The following is an 18,404-nucleotide window of genomic DNA, read 5'->3' on the forward strand; positions in this document are numbered from 1 at the left end:
TGCCTGCTTTCGCGGTCGGGAGACGGTCGGAGGTGATCGGGCATCGGGGTGATCAGGGATGATCGGAGGGGATTTCGGCGGGCGGGACCGCGGGGCGGGGGCGCCGGGGCGGTCGCGGGGGCGGGGTCAACGACGGCCGCCGGCGCGCGCGGTACCGGCACGGGCCGCCGCGATCGCCTCGCGGTAGCGGGCGGCGGTGCCGATGGCGGCCTGCTTCCACGTGAACCGGGACAGCACCCGGGCGCGGCCCGCCGCGCCGAGCCGGGCCCGCAGTTCCGGGTCGTCGAGCAGCCGGGCGAGCGCGTCGGCCAGCGCCCCCGCGTCGCCGGGCGGGACGGCCAGACAGGTCTCGCCGTCCGGCCCGGCGACCTCGGGGATCGCACCGCCGGTGGTGGCGACGAGGGGTGTGCCGGTGGCCATGGCCTCGGCGGCCGGCAGCGAGAAGCCTTCGTACAGCGAGGGCACGCACGCTATCTGGGCGCCGCGCACCAGGTCGACGAGTTCGGCGTCGCTGACGCCCTTGACGAACTCGACGGCGTCCTGGAGCCCGTGCCGTTCGATGGCCTGCGCGACCGGCCCGTCCTCGGCCCGTCTGCCGACGACCACGAGGTGCGCCCGCGCGTTCCCGGTACGGAGCTTGGCGAGCGCCTCGACGAGGTGGACGAGGCCCTTCAGCGGGACGTCGGCGCTGGAAGTGGTGACGATGCGGCCGGGGACCTCCGGGACGGACGGGTCGGGCGACCACAGGTCGGTGTCCGCGCCGATGTGGACGACGTGGATACGGTCCCCGCGCACCCCGAGGTGGTCGACGATCTCCTGCTTGGAGGAGCCGGAGACGGTGAGCACGGAGGGCAGTCGGCGCGCGACCCGCTTCTGCATGCGGGTGAAGCCGTACCAACGGCGTACGGAGGCACGCCGGCGACGGCTCTCGGCGGCGTCGAGCTCCAACTGACGGTCGACCGTTATGGGGTGATGGATCGTCGTGACGAGCGGCGCCCCGAGATCCGCCAACAGCCCGTAGCCCAGGGTCTGGTTGTCGTGGATGACATCGAACTCACCGCGCCGTTCGGCGAGATGACGCCGGACGCGCAGGCTGAAGGTGAGCGGCTCCGGGAAGCCGCCGGTCCACATGGTGGCGACCTCGGCCGCATCGATCCAGTCCCGGTACTCGTCGCGCTTCGGGGTACGGAACGGGTCGGGCTGACGGTAGAGGTCCAGGCTCGGCAGCTCGGTGAGCGGCACGCCCTCGTCGAGCACGGGGTACGGCTGGGCGCCGATCACCTCGACGCTGTGGCCGAGGCGGGCGAGTTCACGACTGAGGTGACGTACGTAGACGCCCTGGCCGCCGCAGAAAGGATTGCCCTTGTAGGTGAGGAGTGCGATGCGCAACGGGCGTTCGTCGGCGCTGCCCGACGGGTCGCCGCTCGCGCGGGGGCCGGTCTCTATGGCCTCGGCGGTCACACTCGGCCCCCTTCTGACTGCGTTTTCGCCGGAGCGTAACCGCTCGCGCTAATCTAGAACAAGTTTCAGACTGGATCGTTCAATGAGCTACGAATCTACCGGCAGGTAGCGTCGGGGCAACGGGCGGACCGGGTGATTCGCGCCACGACCGGCGCCCTGGCATGCTGTGCGCCGCCGGGAGACCGAGCACCTCCTTCCGGCCCTGGACGAAAGCCATGGATGGGGGACACATGACAGCGGAAGCCAGACCGGCATCGCCGCCCCTGACCGAGCGCCAGGAGGCCCGCCGCCGCCGCATCCTGCACGCCGGCGCCCGGCTCGCCGTCCGGGGCGGGTTCGAGGCGGTGCAGATGCGCGAGGTCGCGGAGGCCGCCGGGGTCGCCCTCGGCACGCTGTACCGCTATTTCCCCTCCAAGATCCATCTGCTGGTCGCCACCATGCAGGACCAGCTCCAGCAGATGCACGCGACGCTGCACAAGCGCCCGCCGTCCGGAAACGATCCGGCGCAGCGGGTGGCCGACACCCTGATGCGGGCGTTCCGCGCGCTCCAGCGCGAACCCCACCTGGCGGACGCGATGGTGCGGGCACTGACCTTCGCGGACCGTAGTGTCAGCCCGGAGGTGGACACGGTCTCGCGGATCACGACGGCGATCATCCTGGACGCGATGGGCCTGGAGGACCCGACGCCGGAGCAACTGTCCGCGGTCCGGGTCATCGAGCACACCTGGCACTCGGCGCTGATCACATGGCTGTCCGGGCGGGCATCGATCGCCCAGGTCAAGATCGACATCGAGACGGTGTGCCGGCTGATCGACCTGACGGCTCCGGAGCGCGGGAAAGGATCCTGACGGCTCCGGAGCGCGGGAACGGATCCTGACGGCTCCGGAGCGCGGGAAAGGATCCTGACGGCACCGGAGCACGGGAACGGGCCCCGTGCCGCACCGAAAGGCGGGCGCAGGGCCTGCGTGCGGGGTCCGAGAGCCTGACCGCGCACGGCTTCTGACGCCACATCAGTCCGCGTGGACGAGCGACGCACCGAAGCACCCGCACGGCCCGGCCCCGCCGTGAGCGCGGGCACGGGGCCCGCGGCACGCGTTCCCACGGCACGGGCCCGACGGCCCGGTGGCCGGATGTCCACCGGGCCGCGGGCGCGCCGCGGACCGGCCCATGTGCGACCGCCACATGTCCGCCGCGTCAGGTGGGGTGCCCTGCACCATGTCGACGGCGGCGCGGTGTTCATACGGTTCGGCGACATCCCCCGAAACTCGCCGAGGAGCCGGTCATCATGCGTCCCAGAGCCACAGGCACAGGCACTGTCCGCCGCCGTCCCAGATCCCTGTCCGCCGTCGCCGTGCTGGCCTCGGCCGGTCTCCTGCTGGCCGGGTGCACCGCCGCGGGAAAGGCGGGCGAGGAAGGTTCCGGATCCGGCGGGGACGCGAAGGACCGCAGCGTGAAGGTCGGTCTCGTGTACTCCCGCACCGGGCTGCTCGCCGACTACGGGAAGCAGTACCGCGACGGGTTCATGGCGGGCCTGGACTACGCGACGAAGGGCACCGGGAAGGTCGCCGGGCACAAGATCGAGGTCACCGAGCAGGACGACGCGGGCGACCCCGGCAAGGCGGTCTCGGCGGCCAAGAACCTGATCGGCAAGGGCCACAAGGTGCTGGCCGGCACCACCGATTCCGGCGTGGCCCTCCAGATGGCGCCGCTCGCCGCCCAGAACAAGGTCCTCTACATCAGCGGACCGGCCGCCACCGACGCCGTGACCGGGATCAACGACTACACCTTCCGCTCGGGCCGGCAGTCCTACCAGGACATCCTCACCGCCGGGGCGATGCTCGGCGGGGCCAAGGGCAAGAAGGTCACGGTACTGGCCCAGGACTCCACCTTCGGACAGGCCAACGTGGCCGCGGTGAAGGCGGTCCTCGGCGGCCGGGGCGCGAAGGTGGGATCCGTGCTGGCCCCGCCCAGCGCCACCGACCTGACGCCGTTCGCCCGGCAGGTGAAGGCGGGCGCGCCCGACCTGGTCTTCGTCGCCTGGGCGGGCTCCACGGCACCGGCGCTGTGGACCGCGCTGGACCAGCAGGGCGTGCCGGCGGCGAGCAAGGTCGTGACGGGCCTCGCCGGGACCGCCTCGTACCCGGTCTTCGGGGACGCGGGCGCCAAGGTGTCGTTCCTGGCGCACTACTTCCCCGGCGCGGGCGGCGGCAACGCCGTGGAGAAGGCCATGCTCGACGCGGTCGGCAAGGCCGGCGGCACCCCGGACCTGTTCACCCCCGACGGCTTCACCGCCGCGCAGATGGTGGTGCGGGCCGTCGAGAAGGGCGGCGCCACCGACACCGCCGCCATGGTGAAGGCCCTGGAGGACTGGACCTTCGACGGGGTGAAGGGCGAGGTGCGGGTCCGGGCCGAGGACCACGCCCTGCTCCAGCCGATGTTCGTCGCGAGGCTCGACGGGAAGGGCGCCGACGCGAAGCCGCGGCTGGTGACCACCGAGCCGATGGACGTGGTGGCGCCGCCCGCGAAGCCCTCGGCGGGCTGACCGATGCCCGTACCCCACACCACCGCGCACCACCCGGGCGGTGCCGCGGGTGGCGCCCCGGCCCCCGCCCCGGTGCTCCGGCTCACCGGCCTGGGCTGGCGCGTCGGCGGGGCGACGATCGTCGAGGACGTCTCCCTGGACGTCCGCGAGGGCGAGTTCCTGGCCTTCATCGGCCCCAACGGGGCGGGCAAGACCTCCCTGTTCAACCTGATCAGCGGGCTGGCCCCGGCCACCACGGGGACCATCGAGCTGGACGGCGCGGACATGACGGACCGTCCCGCGCACGAGCGGGCGAGGCGCGGTATCGGCCGTACCTTCCAGACGTCGAGCCTCTGGCCGGGGATCTCCGTCGCCGACCATGTGCGGCTGGCGGCGCAGGCGGCCCGCGGCGGCTCGTACCGGCTGTGGCGGCGCGCCTCCGCCTACCCCGCCGAGGTGGCCGACGTGCTGGAACGCACCGGTCTCGGCCACCGGGCACGGGCGCTGGCCTCCGAGCTGTCGCACGGCGAGAAGCGGAAGCTGGAGCTGGCGGTGCTGCTGGTCGGCGAACCGCGGCTGATGCTGCTGGACGAGCCGATGGCCGGGGTGAGCGCGGAGGAGGTCCCCGCGCTCACCGAACTCATCCGCACTCTGCACCGGGACGAGGGCCGGACCGTCCTGATGGTCGAGCACCACATGGACGTCCTGCTGGGCCTGGCCGACCGGCTCGCCGTGATGCACCACGGCAGTCTGCTGGCCCTGGACACCCCCGAGGCCGTGACGGCCGACCCGACCGTGCAGCAGGCCTACCTCGGGGAGGAGCTGTGACGAGCGGACCCCTGCTCGCCGTACGGGACCTGCGGGTCCTGATCGGCGGCCGGCACATCCTGCACGGCGTGGACCTGGACGTCGCCCGGCACGGCGTGACCGCGCTCCTGGGCCGCAACGGCGCCGGGAAGACCACCACCGTGCGCGGCGTCCTCGGCCTCGTCCCGCGCACCGGCAGCGTGCGGCTGGACGGGACGGAGACGGTGTCGATGCCCACCCACACCGTGGTGCGGCTGGGCGTCGGCTACGCCCCGGAGGACCGGGGGATCTTCGCCGGGCTGACCGTGGCGGAGAACCTGCGGCTGGCCGAGCGGCCCGGCGCGGGCGAGCCCGCCTACCCGCTCGTCCACGAGCTGTTCCCCGAACTCAAGCGCCGTGAGCGGCAGTTGGCCGGGACACTGTCCGGCGGTCAGCAGCAGATGGTGGCGATCGGGCGCACACTGCTGAACGGCAACCGGCTGATCATCGCCGACGAGCCCACCAAGGGCCTGGCGCCCAAGGTGGTGACCGAGGTCGCCCAGGTGCTGGAGCGGGCCGCTGAGGCGGTGCCGGTGCTGCTGGTGGAGCAGAACCTCGCCGTCGTACGACGCCTGGCCGCGCACTGCGCGGTGCTCGCCGACGGCCGGACGGCCCACCAGGGCCCGGCAGCCGAACTGCTCGCCGACGCGGAGGCGGCACGGCGCCTGCTGGGCGTGGGACACGGCCCGGCCCCCCACACGTCCTCCGTGGGGTCCGGTTCGCCGTCCGTGGAGGCCGATTCACCTTCCGTGGAGGCGGATTCCTGATGTCCACCGTCGTTCTGCTCACCATGACCGGACTCGGCCTGGGGGCGCTCTACTTCCTCGTCGCGTCCGGTCTCTCCCTGATCTTCGGCCTGATGGACGTGCTCAACTTCGCGCACGGGGCGCTGCTCTCCATCGGCGCGTACGGCACCTGGTGGGCGGCGTCCGGGAACCTGCCCGGCGCCGGGCCCGGCGGCGCGGGCTTCGTCCTCGCCGTGCTGTTCGGTACGGCTGTGGGCACCGCGGCCGCCGTACTGCTGGAACTCACCGTCGTCCGCCCGCTCTACACCCGCCCCCGCGAGCAGGTGCTCGCCACGGTCGGGGTGGGGCTCGCCGTCCCCGCGCTGCTGTCGGGGATCTGGGGCTCGGACGCCCGGACCTTCCCCGGACCGAAGGCGCTGTCGGGCACCTTCGAACTGCTCGGTGCCCAGGTGCCGGTCAACCGGCTGGTGCTGGTCGGGGCGGCGGTCGTGGTGCTGGTGGCGCTGCGGCTCTTCCTCGGCCGCACCCGGCACGGCCTGGTGGTACGGGCCGGGGTCGAGGACCGGGCGATGGTCACCGCGCTCGGCATCGACGTGCGTCGGGCGTTCACCCTCGTCTTCGCGATCGGCGGCTGTGCCGCCGCGCTCGGCGGGGCGCTCGGCGGCCTGTACTTCGGCTCGGTCGACCCCCGCCAGGGGACCTCGCTGCTGATCTTCGCCTTCGTCGTGGTGGTCACCGGCGGCATGGGCTCGGTGACCGGCGCCGCGGTGGCGTCCGTCGTCATCGGGCTGGTCCAGCAGTTCGCCAACTACTACACCGCAGCGGGCCTCGGCGACCTGGCCGTCGTCGTCCTGCTCGCCGCGCTGCTGCTCGTCCGGCCGCGCGGACTGACCGGGAGGCTCGCGTGAGCACCGTCACCGAGACACACGACCGCACCGCCGACGGGCGCCGCGGCCACCCCGCCGCCCCGGCCGGGTCCGGGAACGCGGCGCGGGTGCTGCGTCGCTGGTGGCCCGCCGCCGTACTGCTCGCACTGCTCGTCGCGCCGTTCAGCGCGCTCCCGCTGCCGGGCCTCCTGGACGGCCCGGTGGGCAGTCCGGGAAGTCTCCAACTCCTCGCCACCTGCCTGCTGTTCGGCGCCCTGGCGACCGGCTACGACCTGCTGCTCGGCCGCACCGGGCTGCTCTCCTTCGGGCATGCGCTGTACTTCGCGACGGGCAGCTACGCCACCAACCTGTTCCTGCTGGAGGCGGGTCTGCCGTTCGCGGTGTCCGCACTGCTCGGCCTCTGCTCCGGGATCGTGCTCGCGCTGGTCCTGGGATCGGTGAGCCTGCGGGTCACCGGTATCGGCTTCTCGATGGTGACGCTGGCGTTCGCCCAGGCGGGCTCGATCCTGGTCTCCCGCAACCCCGGCGGGCTCACGGGCGGCGAGGAGGGGCGGGCCGCCCCGGCCGAGCTGCTGCCGTCCTGGCTGGTGGGCATCGACCACACCGCGAACCTGTACTGGGTGGCGCTCGGCTATCTCGTCCTCACCCTGGCCGTCGTCCACTGGGCAGTCCGCTCCCCCACCGGGCGGGTATGGGAGGGCATCAAGGAGAACGAGCGCCGGGTGGAGGTGCTGGGGCTGAAGCCGTACGGGTTCAAGCTGACGGCGTTCGTCCTGGCCGGGGCCCTGGCCGCGCTGGGCGGTCTGGTGCACCTGCTGCTCACCGGCGGTTCGACCCCGCAGACGACCACCTCCGACTTCACCCTCTCGCTGCTGGTGATGGTGGTGCTCGGCGGATCGGGCACCCGCTGGGGCCCGATGGTCGGCGGCATCCTGTACACCTGGGCCGATCACCGGCTCGGCGATCTGGCCGGATCGGGCGCGGTCGCGGACCTGCCCGCGGTGCTGCGGGTGCCGCTGTCCCAGCCGCTGTTCCTGCTCGGTGTGGTGTTCGTCGCCGTGGTACACCTGCTGCCGGGCGGCCTGGCCAGGCTGCCCGCCCGGCTCGGCGCCGCACGCCGCGGACCGGCCGGACCCCCGTCCCCGACCCCCGCCCGGAAGGACAACGGACAGTCGTGAAGCCGTACGAAGAGATTCAGGTCCCCGTGACCGGGGGCGAGTTGGCGGTCCTGCGATGGCCGGCCCGGCAACCGGACGCCCCGGTGGTCATCGCCCTGCACGGCATCACCTCCAACGCCCTGAGCTGGGGCCCGGTGGCCCGGCTGCTGGACGGCCGCGCCACTCTGATCGCCCCGGACCTGCGGGGCCGGGCCGGGAGTTCCGGACTGCCGGGACCGTACGGAATCGCCACGCACGCCGACGACGTCGCCGCCCTGGCCGAGGCGCTGGCCCCGGGCCGGGTGGTGCTGGCAGGGCATTCGATGGGGGCGTTCGTGACGGCGCTGGCCGCCGTACGTCACCCGGACCGGTTCGGACCGCTGCTGCTGGTCGACGGCGGGATCGGCTTCCCCGCACCCACGCACCTGTCCCCGGACGAGCTGATGACCGCGGTGATCGGCCCGGCCATGGACCGGTTGTCGATGACGTTCCCGGACCGGGCCGCCTACCGCGCGTTCTGGCAGGCGCACCCGGCGTTCGCCGCCGACTGGTCGGACGAGGTGGACGCGTACATCCAGCGCGATCTGACCGGCGAGGAACCGGAACTGCGCTCCACCTGCCGGATCGAGGCGGTGCGCACCGACGGCATCGGTCTCTTCGACGAGGAGGTGCTGACGGCGGTCCGGAAGCTGCCCGCCCCGGCGACGCTGCTGTGGGCGCCGCGCGGGCTGATGGACGAGGAGCAGGGCCTGTACGACGAGACCCGCCTGGCGGCGGCGGATCTCGGGGGCACGGGGGTGGCGCCGGTGCGGGTGGCGGACGTCAACCACTACACGGTGCTGACCGGCGAGCAGGGCGGCCGGGAGGTCGTGCGGCATCTGCTGGAGCTGTGCGGCGCCCACTGACACCGAAAGCGGACGGGTCCGGCCGGGCGGGCGCACGCCACCGGCCGGATCCGCCCGCCGCCGGTCCGGGGCGGAGCCCCCGCCGGCCTGAGATGGGTCGGGGCGGTCCGGGGCTCCCCGGACTCATGGCGTTTCAGAGGAAGTCCGCCGACCCCGCCAACTGCTGCAGCTTCAGGGCGAGCTGGATCTCCAGGGCCCGTGCCGGCTCGTTCCAGTCGTGCCCCAGCAGCGCCTGGACCCGGTCGAGCCGCTGCACCACCGTGTTGACGTGCACGTGGAGTTCGTCCTTGGCGCGGACGAGGCTCCCCCCGGACCCGAAGTAGGCGCGCAGGGTCCGCACGAGGTGGGTGCCGCGCCGCTCGTCGTACTCCAGCAGCGGCCCCAGCGTCGCCGCCACGAAGCCGTCGACGTTCTGCCCGTTGCCCAGCACCACGCCCAGGAAGCCGAGTTCGTCGACGCACGCGCCCTCCCCGGCACGCCCCAGGACCCGCATGGCGCGCAGGCAGCGGGCGGCCTCCTCGTACGCGGCGGCCAGCTCCCGGACCCCGCGCGCCGGCCCGGCCGCGGCCACCGTGACCGGGGCCTGGACCAGCTGCCCGAGCTGGGACGCCGCCGCCCGTGCCACGCCACCGGCGCCCGCCCCGGTACCGTCTCCGAAGCCCGCCCCGAGGCCTTCGGCAGCGGTCAACAGCACGACCTGGCCGTGGTGTTCGGCGCTCACCCCGTGCATGTCGCCGCCGAAGAGGTAGCGCACCGCGGCCGGGGCCAGCCGCCCTCGCGCCCCTCCGTCGGCCAGCAGCAGCAGATGCGGCCGGTCGAGGTCGATACCGAGACGCCGGCCGCGTTCGACGAGCCCGGCCGGGTCGCGGTCCGCGTCCGTCAGCAGGTCGGTGATCAGTTCCCCGCGCACCCGGTTCTCGGTCTCGGCCACCGTGCGCCGCAGCAGCAGGAGCAGCCCGGTGACGACGGAGGCCCGCTCGAACAGCCGCCGGTCCGAGTCGTCGAGCGGTGCCCGCCGGTGCAGGACCAGTCCGGCCATGAGCTCCTGCCCCGCGAGGACGGCGCAGATCCACCGTCCGTCCCGGTGCACGGCGCGGGCGCCCGTGCGGGACTCCTCCGCGGTCTCGGCCAGCCATCCGGCGTCCATGCTGTCCGCGGCGAAGTCCTCGCCGCCGGGCCGGACGGCCGCGAGGGGCCGGCCGCCCGGATCGTGAATGGTGAGTGGGGAGTCCAGCAGTGCCGCGACGGCGGCGGCGACGTCCTTGACGTCCCGGCCGCGCAGCACCAGGTCCGTCAGCCGGTCGTGGGACTCCTCGGCCCTCCGCATGGCCGCCGAGTGCGCCCGTACGGCCGCGTTGGCCTCGGCCAGCTCCGCGTTGGCCTCGGCGAGTTCGTCGAGGGCGGAACGGGTGTCGGCGAGCGCGCGGGCGGTGTCGATGGCGATGGCGGCGTGCGCGGCGAGCGAGCACAGCAGGGCGACCTCGTCGGGGCTGAACACCCGGGGCGCGCGGTCGGCGGCGAACAGCACGCCGATGACCTTGCCCGTGCCGCCGCGGCTGGAGCCCAGGAGCAGGGGGACGCCCAGGATGGCGACGAGCCCCTCGTCCAGCACCCCGGCGTTGATGTTGCGGGTGTGGCGGAAGCGGTCGTCGGTGCGGTAGTCGGGGGTGGCGTACGGGCGGGCGGTCTGCGCCACCAGTCCGCCCAGCCCGTCGCCCAGTTCCAGCCGCAGCCGCTGGAAGAGCACCGACACCGAACCGTCGGTCACCCGCATGTACGTGTCCCCCGCCTCCTCGTCGGGGAGCGTGAGGTACGCGGTGTCCGTACCGAGCAGCATCCTCGCCCGCCGGACGATCGCCTTGAGCACGTCGTCCAGTTCGCGGGAGGCGGCCAGGTCGCCCGCCGTGTCGAAGAGCGCGGTGAGCTGGAGCTCACGGCGCCGGTGCTGGCGCAGGGCACCCCTGATCCGCAGGGCGGTGGCGGTGGCCCGCTCCACCTCCGCCAGATCACCGGCCCGCACCCCGGCGGCCCGCGCCCGCGAGGCGACGGCCCCCAACTCCTCGGCGGGGGCGCCGTCGGCCAGCAGGTCGAGGAGACGCCGCAGATGGGGCGCGGCGGAGGCGGCGGAGATACCGACAGCGAGGTCGGCGGGGTCGGCGGACTGGGACGGATCAGACATGGCGGCCGGAATTCATCGGGGTCGGTGGGTCAGTTGGCGGTCCAGCCGCCGTCCATGGCGAGGGAGGTGCCGGTGATGTGCCCGGTGTGCGGCCCGCAGAGCCACAGCACGGCCTCGGCGACCTCGTCGGGTTCGATCAGCCGCTTGATCGCGCTGCGTTCCAGCATCACACGTCCCACCACTTCCTCCTCCGAGATGCCGTGCGTACGGGCCTGGTCCGCGATCTGGTTCTCGACCAGCGGTGTGCGTACGTAGCCGGGGTTGACGCAGTTGCTCGTCACCCCGTGCTCCGCCGCTTCGAGCGCCACCACCTTGCTGAGCCCCTCCAGTGCGTGCTTGGCCGTCACATAGGCCGACTTGTAGGGGCTGGCCCGCAGACCGTGCACGGACGAGATGTTGACCACGCGCCCCCAGCCGCGTTCGTACATGCCCGGCAGGGTGCGGCGCAAGATGCGGAACGGCGCCTCCACCATGACGCGCTGGATCAGCGCGAACCGCTCCGGCGGGAACGCGTGCACGGGGGCGACGTGCTGGAGTCCGGCGTTGTTGACGACGATGTCCGCGTCGGCGGGCAGCGCGTCCACCTCGTCCGGGACGGAGAGGTCGGCCACCCACACCGTCCCACCGATCTCCTCGGCCAGGTCCCGGGCGGCGTCGGCGGTCCTGTCCACGACGTGCACATGGGCACCGGCGACGGCCAGGGCCCGGGCGCAGGCCTGCCCGATCCCGCTCGCGGCACCGGTCACCAGGGCGGTGCGCCCGGCGAGCGGCGGACGGTCCGCCGCTCGGGGCGCGTCCGCGGCGGCTGACGGCGTGGCGGGCGGAACGACGTGCGGGGCAGCGTGCGGGGCCGCGGTCCCGGCGGGCCCGTGGTCCTGGCTCTGAGGAGTCTCCATGGCCGTCACCGTAAGGAGACCGGAGCCCGGGTCACACGGGGCCGGTGCACACACCGTCGTACAGCGGCATGGTGGCGGCCTACATGGTGCGGTGCCGCACGGGCCCGGGGACGGCCCGGAGCCGGGGGCCGGAGCGGGTATACGGGTCCGGTGCCGCATGGGCCCGGCGCGCGGGGCCGGGGACGATCCGGAGCCGGGTGAGCCGGATACAGGTCCGCGCGGGCGTCCATAGCGCAAGAGCGCCCGCGCACACAGCGGGGACCCGGGAGTGTCCGCCGGGCCCATGGGCGGCGAGGACACCGGCTCATAGCGTCCGCCCCGCACCCGACTCGCCCAGCACCCACCCAACACCCACCGACTCGCGCCACTCACCCGGACCACCCGGACCGCCCCAACCACCTGAGACACCTGGACGAACGCCCCGCACCTCGTCCGGGGCCGAAGCGCCCGCAACCGTCCGACCGGCCGGAAGACCCCGGTCCGCCGAGCACAGGGAGGCATCCGTGCGCCCATCGATCCTGCGACGCCTGCTCCGGCGCGTCGTCCCCACCGCCGCGCTCGCGCTCGTCGCGGCGACGCTGAGCACCGCGGCGACCGCCCCGCCGGCCGGGGCTGCGGCTCCCCCGGCGGCCTCGGCCGCGGCCGCGGGCGGCCTGCAAGAGGTCACCGGCTTCGGCACCAACCCCGGCAACCTCCAGATGTTCGCGTACGTCCCGGCCGGTCTGCCCGCGAACGCGCCCGTGGTGGTGGCCCTGCACGGCTGCGCGCAGACGGCCGACGCCTACTACGCCAACTCCGGCTGGCCGAAGTACGCGGACCTGTGGGGCTTCGCCGTGGTCTTCCCGCAGACCACGGCCGCCAACAACGCGCTGTCCTGCTTCAACTGGTTCGATCCGGCCGACAGCGGCCGGGGCAGGGGCGAGGCCGCGTCGATCGCGCAGATGGTGGAGTACGCGAAGCGGCAATACGGCTCGGACGGTGGCCGGGTGTACGTGACCGGCCTGTCGGCGGGCGGCGGAATGACGGCCGACCTGCTGGCCGCGTACCCGGACGTCTTCGCGGGCGGCTCCGTGGCCTCTGGACTGCCCGCCCAGTGCGCGACGAGCCAGACGGGCGCGTCCGCCTGCCAGACGGGCACGGTGAAGCTGACGCCCGCGCAGTGGGGCGACAAGGTCCGCGCCTCCCACCCGGGCTACTCGGGCCCCTGGCCCCGGGTCGCGATCTGGCAGGGCACGGCCGACTACACGGTCAACCCGGCCAACGCCACGGCCCTGCGCGACCAGTGGACCGACGTCTGGGGCATCGGCCAGACCCCGTCGTCGACGGACACCCTCCCGGGCAACACCACGCGCAGCACGTACGACGACGCCTCCGGGCGGCCGGCCGTCCAGACGTACTCGGTCTCCGGCGTGGGTCACGGCCTGGCGGTGAGCCCCGGTTCGGGCACGGAGCAGTGCGGCTCGACGGCCGCGTACTTCCTGAACGCCATCTGCTCCACGTACCACACGGCCGTCTTCTGGGGCCTCGACCAGGGCGCTCCCGGGGGCGGCGACCACCTCCCCGCCCCGTCCGGCCTCCGGGTCACGGGCGTCACGGCGGACAGCGTCTCGCTCTCCTGGAACGCGGTCGAGGGCGCCGCCTCGTACGTGGTCCACCGCGACGGCGCGAAGGCCGCCTCCCCCACGGCGACGACGTACACGGACCCGGGTCTCACCGCCGGTACCGCCCACCGCTACACCGTGACCGCGGTCGACGCCTCGGGCACCCCCGGCGCGGCCTCGGCGCAGGTCACGGGGACCACGACCGGCTCCGCACCCGCCCGCTGCTTCACGGCGAGCAACTACGCGCACGTGGCGGCCGGAAGGGCACACACCACGCTCGGCTACGTCTACGCCAACGGCTCGAACCAGAACATGGGCCTGTACAACATCTTCATCGCCCACACCCTGCGGGAGTCACCGACGGGCCACTTCGTGCTCGCGGACACGGGCTGCACGCCCTGAGCCTGCTCGCTTCCACCCGGGGTGGCCGTGCGGGGTCCGCACGGCCACCCCCCGGGCCCCGCCGGTCTTGTCCGCACCCATCGGCCCCGGGCGTCGGCTTGGCCGGCGCTGTCGGCCGCGGGCGGCCCGGCGACGCGGCTTCCGTGATCCGGTACCGGAAGCAGGTCCCGGTGGTCGCCCTCGGCGTCACGGTGCGGACGGAACCGTCCCTCGATCCGGGTTCGTGGCGAACCCGGGGGCGGGTCGGCTACTCCTCCGGCGGGAACACCACTTCCCCCGAATCGGCGAGCGTGATCAGGATGGCCTCGACCGGGCATCCCTCGGCCGCCGCCAGGACCCGCTCGTCCGCGTCGGTCTCCGGGGAGGCGGGCCGCGACTGACGGGCGGAGTCCAGCGCGAAGGTGTCCGGGGCGTGGTTCACGCACATCGCGGAGCCGATGCAGATCCTCCGGTCGACCTCCACGGCCCAGCGGTCCCCCATCACGCGCCTCCCTCGTCAGCGGCGCCGGCCCGGTAGCCGGCCGGCAGGTGGATCATCTTGTGCTCGAAGTACTCGCCGTACCCCTCGGGCCCGAACTCCCGTCCCAGGCCGGAGTTCTTGTAACCACCGAACGGGCCGAGCATGTCCAGGCTGAAGGTGTTCACACTGTACGTGCCCGTCCTGACCCGGCGGGCGATGTCGATGCCGTGCTCGGTGTCCGCGGTCCAGACGCTGCCGCTGAGACCGTAGTCGGAGTCGTTGGCGATGCGTACCGCTTCGTCCTCGTCGCCGTACGGGATCAGGCAGATGACGGGGCCGAAGATCTCCTCGCGGGCGATGCGCATGGAGTTGTGGACGTCCCCGAACAGCGTCGGCTCGACGTACCAGCCGCGCTCCTGGGAGGCCGGACGGCCGCCGCCGGTGAGGATCTTGGCGCCCTCGTCCTGGCCGATCCGGATGTAGTCGAGCGAACGCCGTCGCTGGCGTTCGGCCACCAGGGGGCCGAGTTCGGTGGCGGGGTCGAGCGGGTCGCCGATCTTCAGCGCCGCCGCCGCGGTGGCGAACGCCTCGGCCGTCTCGTCGTAGCGGGAACGCGGGGCGAGGATGCGGGTCTGGGCCACGCAGGCCTGCCCGTTGATCATCCAGGCGAACGGGACGAGCCCGGCGACGGCCGTCTCCAGGTCGGCGTCCGGGAGGATCAAGGCGGCGGACTTCCCGCCGAGTTCCAGCGTGACCCGGGTGAGGTTGCGGGAGGCGACCTCCATCACCCGGCGCCCGGCGGCCACCGACCCGGTGAACGACACCTTGTCCACGCCAGGGTGTCCGACCAGGTACTCGCTGACCTCCCGGTCGGCCGGCAGGATCGACAACACGCCCTCGGGCAACCCGGCTTCGGCGGCGATCTCGGCCAGGACGTAGGCGTCCAGCGGGGATTCGGGCGACGTCTTGAGGATGGCGGAGCACCCGGCGAGCAGCGCGGGCGCGAGCTTGGCGGCGGCGGTGAACTGCGGAACGTTCCACGGCACCACGGCCGCGACCACCCCCACCGGCTCGCGGCGCACCAGCAGCGGCCCCAGCGCCCCGTCGCGCCGCTCCTCGTACGGGAAGGCACGGGCGACGGTGATCGCCGCGTCCCACACCATCATCGCGGACAGCGCCTGCACCATCACGCTGGACGTGTACGGGGTGCCGTTCTCCGAGCTGATGACCCGGGCGATCTCCTCGTACCGGGCGGCGAACGCGTCCTTGATCCTGGTCACGACCGCGATCCGCTCGTCCAGGCTCATACGCGGCCAGGGCCCCTCGTCGAACGCCCGCCGCGCGGCGGCGACGGCCCGGTCCACGTCCGCCTCGCAGGCGTGCGGCACCCGGCCGATGACCTGTTCGGTGTGGGGCGATACGACCTCGATGACCTCCCGGCCCAGCGGATCGACCCACTCACCGCCGATGAACAGTTTTCCGTGTTCGACAAGCTCGGTCATGGCTGCTGCCTCCCGCGAACCGGCGTTACGAGAATCCCTGATGGACCGTCAAAACTGATACCAGTTCCAGTTCCAGGAGTCCACGTGCACGGCGCTTCCGGAAGGCCACGGCCCACAGCCGGGCCCGCCGAAGGCGAGGGCCCTCCGACGTGCCCCGGCGGCCCGCCCGCGGCGCGGGCCGGGCTCATCGTGCCGGTCGGCGTCGGGGTCCGAACGCCGTGGTCACCTGCTCGACGAGAGCATCCTCGGTCGATGTGGTGTCGACCCGGACGGAGCGCAGCCCGAGACGTCCGGTCTCCTCCTGAAGGCGTCTTGTGAACATGTCGTCCCGTTCGGCGAGATTGCGGGCAGCCCTCACCGGATCACTGGTCTCCCACACGAATCCCTCCCCCGGCACGGCCCGGCTCCGGAAGGCGGCCCGGCGGAATTCAGGGGTGGGAAGGAGCCAGACGGCCTGCTCGGGAACGGTGAGCAGGGGTTTCACCAGGCGCGGCAGCAGCCGGAAGCCCTCCGCGAGGACACACGGTTCCCGCGGCAGGCGAAGAAGGTCCTCGATGATCAAGCCGAAGCCCTCACCACGAAACCAGTGGAACGTCTCCAGCATGGTCTCCGGAGACCGGGTCACCCACCGCTCGTCCATGTCCATGGCCATGAACTCATGCAGGAAGGGGGCCTCCTGGGGCGTGGTCCGTCGCGCGTGGTCCCGCATCACGTCGTCGGTGGCGTAGAGCCGCCAACCGCAGCGATCGGCGACTCGGCGGCTGATGGTCGACTTCCCCGCGCCGCTCCCGCCGCCGATCCAGTACACGTGCCGCAGCCGCGCACGAAGCTCTGCGGCATCGGCCGCTTCTTCATACTTTCCGGGAGACATTCCTCTCCTGTCCCACTCCGACAACCAGGACGAGTCTCCGGCTATCGTCGCCGCTGTCGGCCGGGCACAGTACGTACGGCCGGGTACGACAAGCGGTATACACCTCGTCCTCGCCCACGCCCGCCGCGGGCCCGGCCGGCCCGATGCACGCACCCACGGAGCAGAACGTACAACCACCACCGCTGCCACATCGCACTGGACGGACACCCGCCCATCAGCCGCGCCAACAAAGCTGCGGGTCAATACACCTAGTGCCGCGGCAGGCAACGTTTGCCCGTCAAGGAGCGTCGTCCGGTACGTGCTCTCGGTGTGCCGGCCGGAAGCCCTCGTACTGGATGTACTTGGGATTTCGGCCGGTGCGGCGAGAGGGCGTGCCGGGCGTCGCGACGGGGCGAACGTTGCCTGATGCGGCACTAGCCTCTACGCGAGGTGGGGTACGAGGCCGTCGGGGTCGAGCGGCCCTTTCCCCAGGCGCCCTGTTACCAGTCCTGTGCGTCAACTGCGGCCGGGAGACGAATAGTCGACCAGGGCTACCACTGGAACAAGTTCTCGTTACAGTGGTCAGTGGCCCCTGGGCAGCTGCCTGCGGGCGGCGCGCACCGCGCAGCCGTACGTCCGGTGAGCGGACCGGGCAGTGGGGAAGGGGAGCCCATGACGCAGGTGACCGATCTCGGCGGGGGCGTGCACAGCATCGAGGTGCCCATCCCGGACAACCCGCTCGGCCACACCCTCGTACACGTCCTCGACACCGGTCGCGGGCCGGTCCTGGTCGACACCGGGTGGGACGATCCGGAGGCGTGGGACACGCTCACCGCCGGGCTGACCGCCCTCGGCGTGGCCGTCGCGGACATCCACGGCATCGTCATCACCCACCACCACCCCGACCACCACGGCCTCTCCGGGCAGGTGCGCGAGGCGTCCGGGGCCTGGATCGCCATGCACGCGGCGGACGCCGAGATCGTGCGCCGCACCCGGGAGTCGGAGCCGGGCACCTGGCTGAACTACCTCGTCGCCAAGCTCACCGCGGTCGGCGCGCCCGAGGCGCACCTCGCGCCGTTGCGGGCCGCGGCGGCGGACCGGGGGCGTATGCGCACCCTGCCCGGGGCGCGGGCCGCGCTGCCGGACCGGGAGATCGTGCCCGGCGAGCTGCTGGACCTGGCGGGGCGACGGCTGCGGGCGGTCTGGACGCCCGGCCACACCCCCGGTCATGTCTGCCTGCATCTGGAGGAGAAGCATCCGGCCGGTCTGCCCGGCCGGGGGCGGCTGTTCTCCGGGGATCACCTGCTGCCCGGGATCAGCCCGCACATCGGGCTCTACGAGGACCCGGACGCAGACGCGGTCACCGACCCCCTGGGCGACTACCTCGGTTCCCTGGAGCGCGTGGGCCGGCTCGGGGTGGCGGAGGTACTGCCCGCCCACCAGTACGCGTTCGCGGACGCGGCCGGGCGCGTGCGGGAGCTCCTCGACCACCACGAGGAGCGGCTGACGGGGCTCCTCGGGCTGCTGTCCACCCCGCTGACCCCGTGGGAGCTGGCCGAGCGCATGGAGTGGAACCGGCCGTGGGACCGGATCCCGCACGGTTCGCGCAACATCGCGGTCTCGGAGGCCGAGGCGCATCTGCGGCGGCTGGTGAAGCTGGGCCGCGCGGAAGCCGTGGCGGGGAGCGACCCCGTGACATACATCGCGGTGTGAGTACACGTACATCGCGGTGTGAGTGACGCGACCACGACGGACGGTGGCGTACGTCGCGGCATGGGTGGCGTGCCGGGGCGGGACGAGCCCGAGCGGCGCCCCGTCCCGCCCCGGCACGCCCGCCCCGGGGCCCTTCCGGTACGCCCGGTAGAGTGAATGGGTCGTCATCATGCCCGTACAGGGGGAAGCCGGTGCGAATCCGGCACTGACCACGCAGCCGTGAGCCGTCCCGTGGGCGGTGAGTCGGAATGCCCTGGACGCGGTTGTGACCGGCTCGG

General features: G+C 73.2%; 15 protein-coding genes and 1 riboswitch. Of the genes, 9 read left to right on the top strand and 6 right to left on the bottom strand.

Annotated elements, in window-relative coordinates:
• Nucleotides 1–126: 126 nt before the first annotated feature.
• Entirely contained in the window at nt 127–1,461 is a 1,335-nt protein-coding gene (locus ACFYY6_RS09880; protein ID WP_351520256.1) for a glycosyltransferase family 4 protein, read from the bottom strand.
• 230 nt (nt 1,462–1,691) lie between these two features.
• On the opposite strand from ACFYY6_RS09880, the gene ACFYY6_RS09885 reads away from it, so the two are divergent.
• The 7 genes from ACFYY6_RS09885 to ACFYY6_RS09915 all read left to right on the top strand — a co-directional run bounded on the left by ACFYY6_RS09885 (nt 1,692) and on the right by ACFYY6_RS09915 (nt 8,523).
• On the top strand, nt 1,692–2,309 hold the full coding sequence (locus tag ACFYY6_RS09885) for a TetR family transcriptional regulator (protein WP_389192471.1): 618 nt from the start codon (nt 1,692–1,694) through the stop codon (nt 2,307–2,309).
• Between the two features lie 437 nt (nt 2,310–2,746).
• Nucleotides 2,747–4,003, top strand: coding sequence for a substrate-binding domain-containing protein (locus ACFYY6_RS09890; protein WP_351627766.1), 1,257 nt, complete (start codon nt 2,747–2,749; stop codon nt 4,001–4,003).
• 3 nt (nt 4,004–4,006) lie between these two features.
• The gene (locus ACFYY6_RS09895) at nt 4,007–4,810 is read left to right on the top strand and encodes an ABC transporter ATP-binding protein (protein WP_389192474.1); all 804 of its coding nucleotides are present in this window, start codon (nt 4,007–4,009) and stop codon (nt 4,808–4,810) included.
• Entirely contained in the window at nt 4,807–5,595 is a 789-nt protein-coding gene (locus ACFYY6_RS09900) for an ABC transporter ATP-binding protein (protein ID WP_351520261.1), read from the top strand. Before ACFYY6_RS09895 ends, ACFYY6_RS09900 begins: the two co-directional genes overlap by 4 nt.
• Nucleotides 5,595–6,482, top strand: coding sequence for a branched-chain amino acid ABC transporter permease (locus tag ACFYY6_RS09905; protein ID WP_351520262.1), 888 nt, complete (start codon nt 5,595–5,597; stop codon nt 6,480–6,482). Before ACFYY6_RS09900 ends, ACFYY6_RS09905 begins: the two co-directional genes overlap by 1 nt.
• A complete protein-coding gene (locus ACFYY6_RS09910) occupies nt 6,479–7,639 on the top strand; it encodes a branched-chain amino acid ABC transporter permease (protein WP_388650837.1) in 1,161 nt (386 codons plus the stop codon). The genes ACFYY6_RS09905 and ACFYY6_RS09910 overlap by 4 nt, the downstream gene beginning before the upstream one ends.
• Nucleotides 7,636–8,523, top strand: a complete 888-nt coding sequence (locus ACFYY6_RS09915; RefSeq protein ID WP_351627775.1) for an alpha/beta hydrolase — start codon at nt 7,636–7,638, stop codon at nt 8,521–8,523. Before ACFYY6_RS09910 ends, ACFYY6_RS09915 begins: the two co-directional genes overlap by 4 nt.
• Nucleotides 8,524–8,656: 133 nt before the next feature.
• On the opposite strand, the gene ACFYY6_RS09920 is transcribed toward ACFYY6_RS09915, so the two are convergent.
• Complete coding sequence (locus tag ACFYY6_RS09920; RefSeq protein WP_351520267.1) at nt 8,657–10,702, bottom strand: GAF domain-containing protein; 2,046 nt, start codon at nt 10,700–10,702, stop codon at nt 8,657–8,659.
• Nucleotides 10,703–10,731: 29 nt separating this feature from the next.
• Nucleotides 10,732–11,598, bottom strand: coding sequence for a 3-hydroxybutyrate dehydrogenase (locus ACFYY6_RS09925; RefSeq protein WP_351520268.1), 867 nt, complete (start codon nt 11,596–11,598; stop codon nt 10,732–10,734).
• A gap of 503 nt (nt 11,599–12,101) precedes the next feature.
• On the opposite strand from ACFYY6_RS09925, the gene ACFYY6_RS09930 reads away from it, so the two are divergent.
• Nucleotides 12,102–13,601, top strand: coding sequence for a PHB depolymerase family esterase (locus tag ACFYY6_RS09930; RefSeq protein WP_389192479.1), 1,500 nt, complete (start codon nt 12,102–12,104; stop codon nt 13,599–13,601).
• 247 nt (nt 13,602–13,848) lie between these two features.
• On the opposite strand, the gene ACFYY6_RS09935 is transcribed toward ACFYY6_RS09930, so the two are convergent.
• From ACFYY6_RS09935 to ACFYY6_RS09945, 3 genes are all read right to left on the bottom strand, one after another.
• A complete protein-coding gene (locus ACFYY6_RS09935) occupies nt 13,849–14,082 on the bottom strand; it encodes a ferredoxin (RefSeq protein WP_351520270.1) in 234 nt (77 codons plus the stop codon).
• A complete protein-coding gene (locus ACFYY6_RS09940) occupies nt 14,082–15,563 on the bottom strand; it encodes an aldehyde dehydrogenase (protein WP_389192482.1) in 1,482 nt (493 codons plus the stop codon). Before ACFYY6_RS09940 ends, ACFYY6_RS09935 begins: the two co-directional genes overlap by 1 nt.
• A gap of 184 nt (nt 15,564–15,747) precedes the next feature.
• Nucleotides 15,748–16,434 (bottom strand): hypothetical protein, encoded by a 687-nt coding sequence (locus ACFYY6_RS09945; RefSeq protein ID WP_389192485.1) that lies wholly within the window; start codon nt 16,432–16,434, stop codon nt 15,748–15,750.
• Nucleotides 16,435–17,085: 651 nt separating this feature from the next.
• On the opposite strand from ACFYY6_RS09945, the gene ACFYY6_RS09950 reads away from it, so the two are divergent.
• Nucleotides 17,086–18,126 (top strand): MBL fold metallo-hydrolase, encoded by a 1,041-nt coding sequence (locus tag ACFYY6_RS09950; protein ID WP_389192488.1) that lies wholly within the window; start codon nt 17,086–17,088, stop codon nt 18,124–18,126.
• 147 nt (nt 18,127–18,273) lie between these two features.
• Nucleotides 18,274–18,401, top strand: a riboswitch (cobalamin riboswitch).
• Nucleotides 18,402–18,404: the final 3 nt, after the last annotated feature.

The sequence above is a fragment of the Streptomyces sp. NPDC001750 genome (genome assembly GCF_042892615.1).
In the GTDB taxonomy this organism is placed as follows: domain Bacteria; phylum Actinomycetota; class Actinomycetes; order Streptomycetales; family Streptomycetaceae; genus Streptomyces.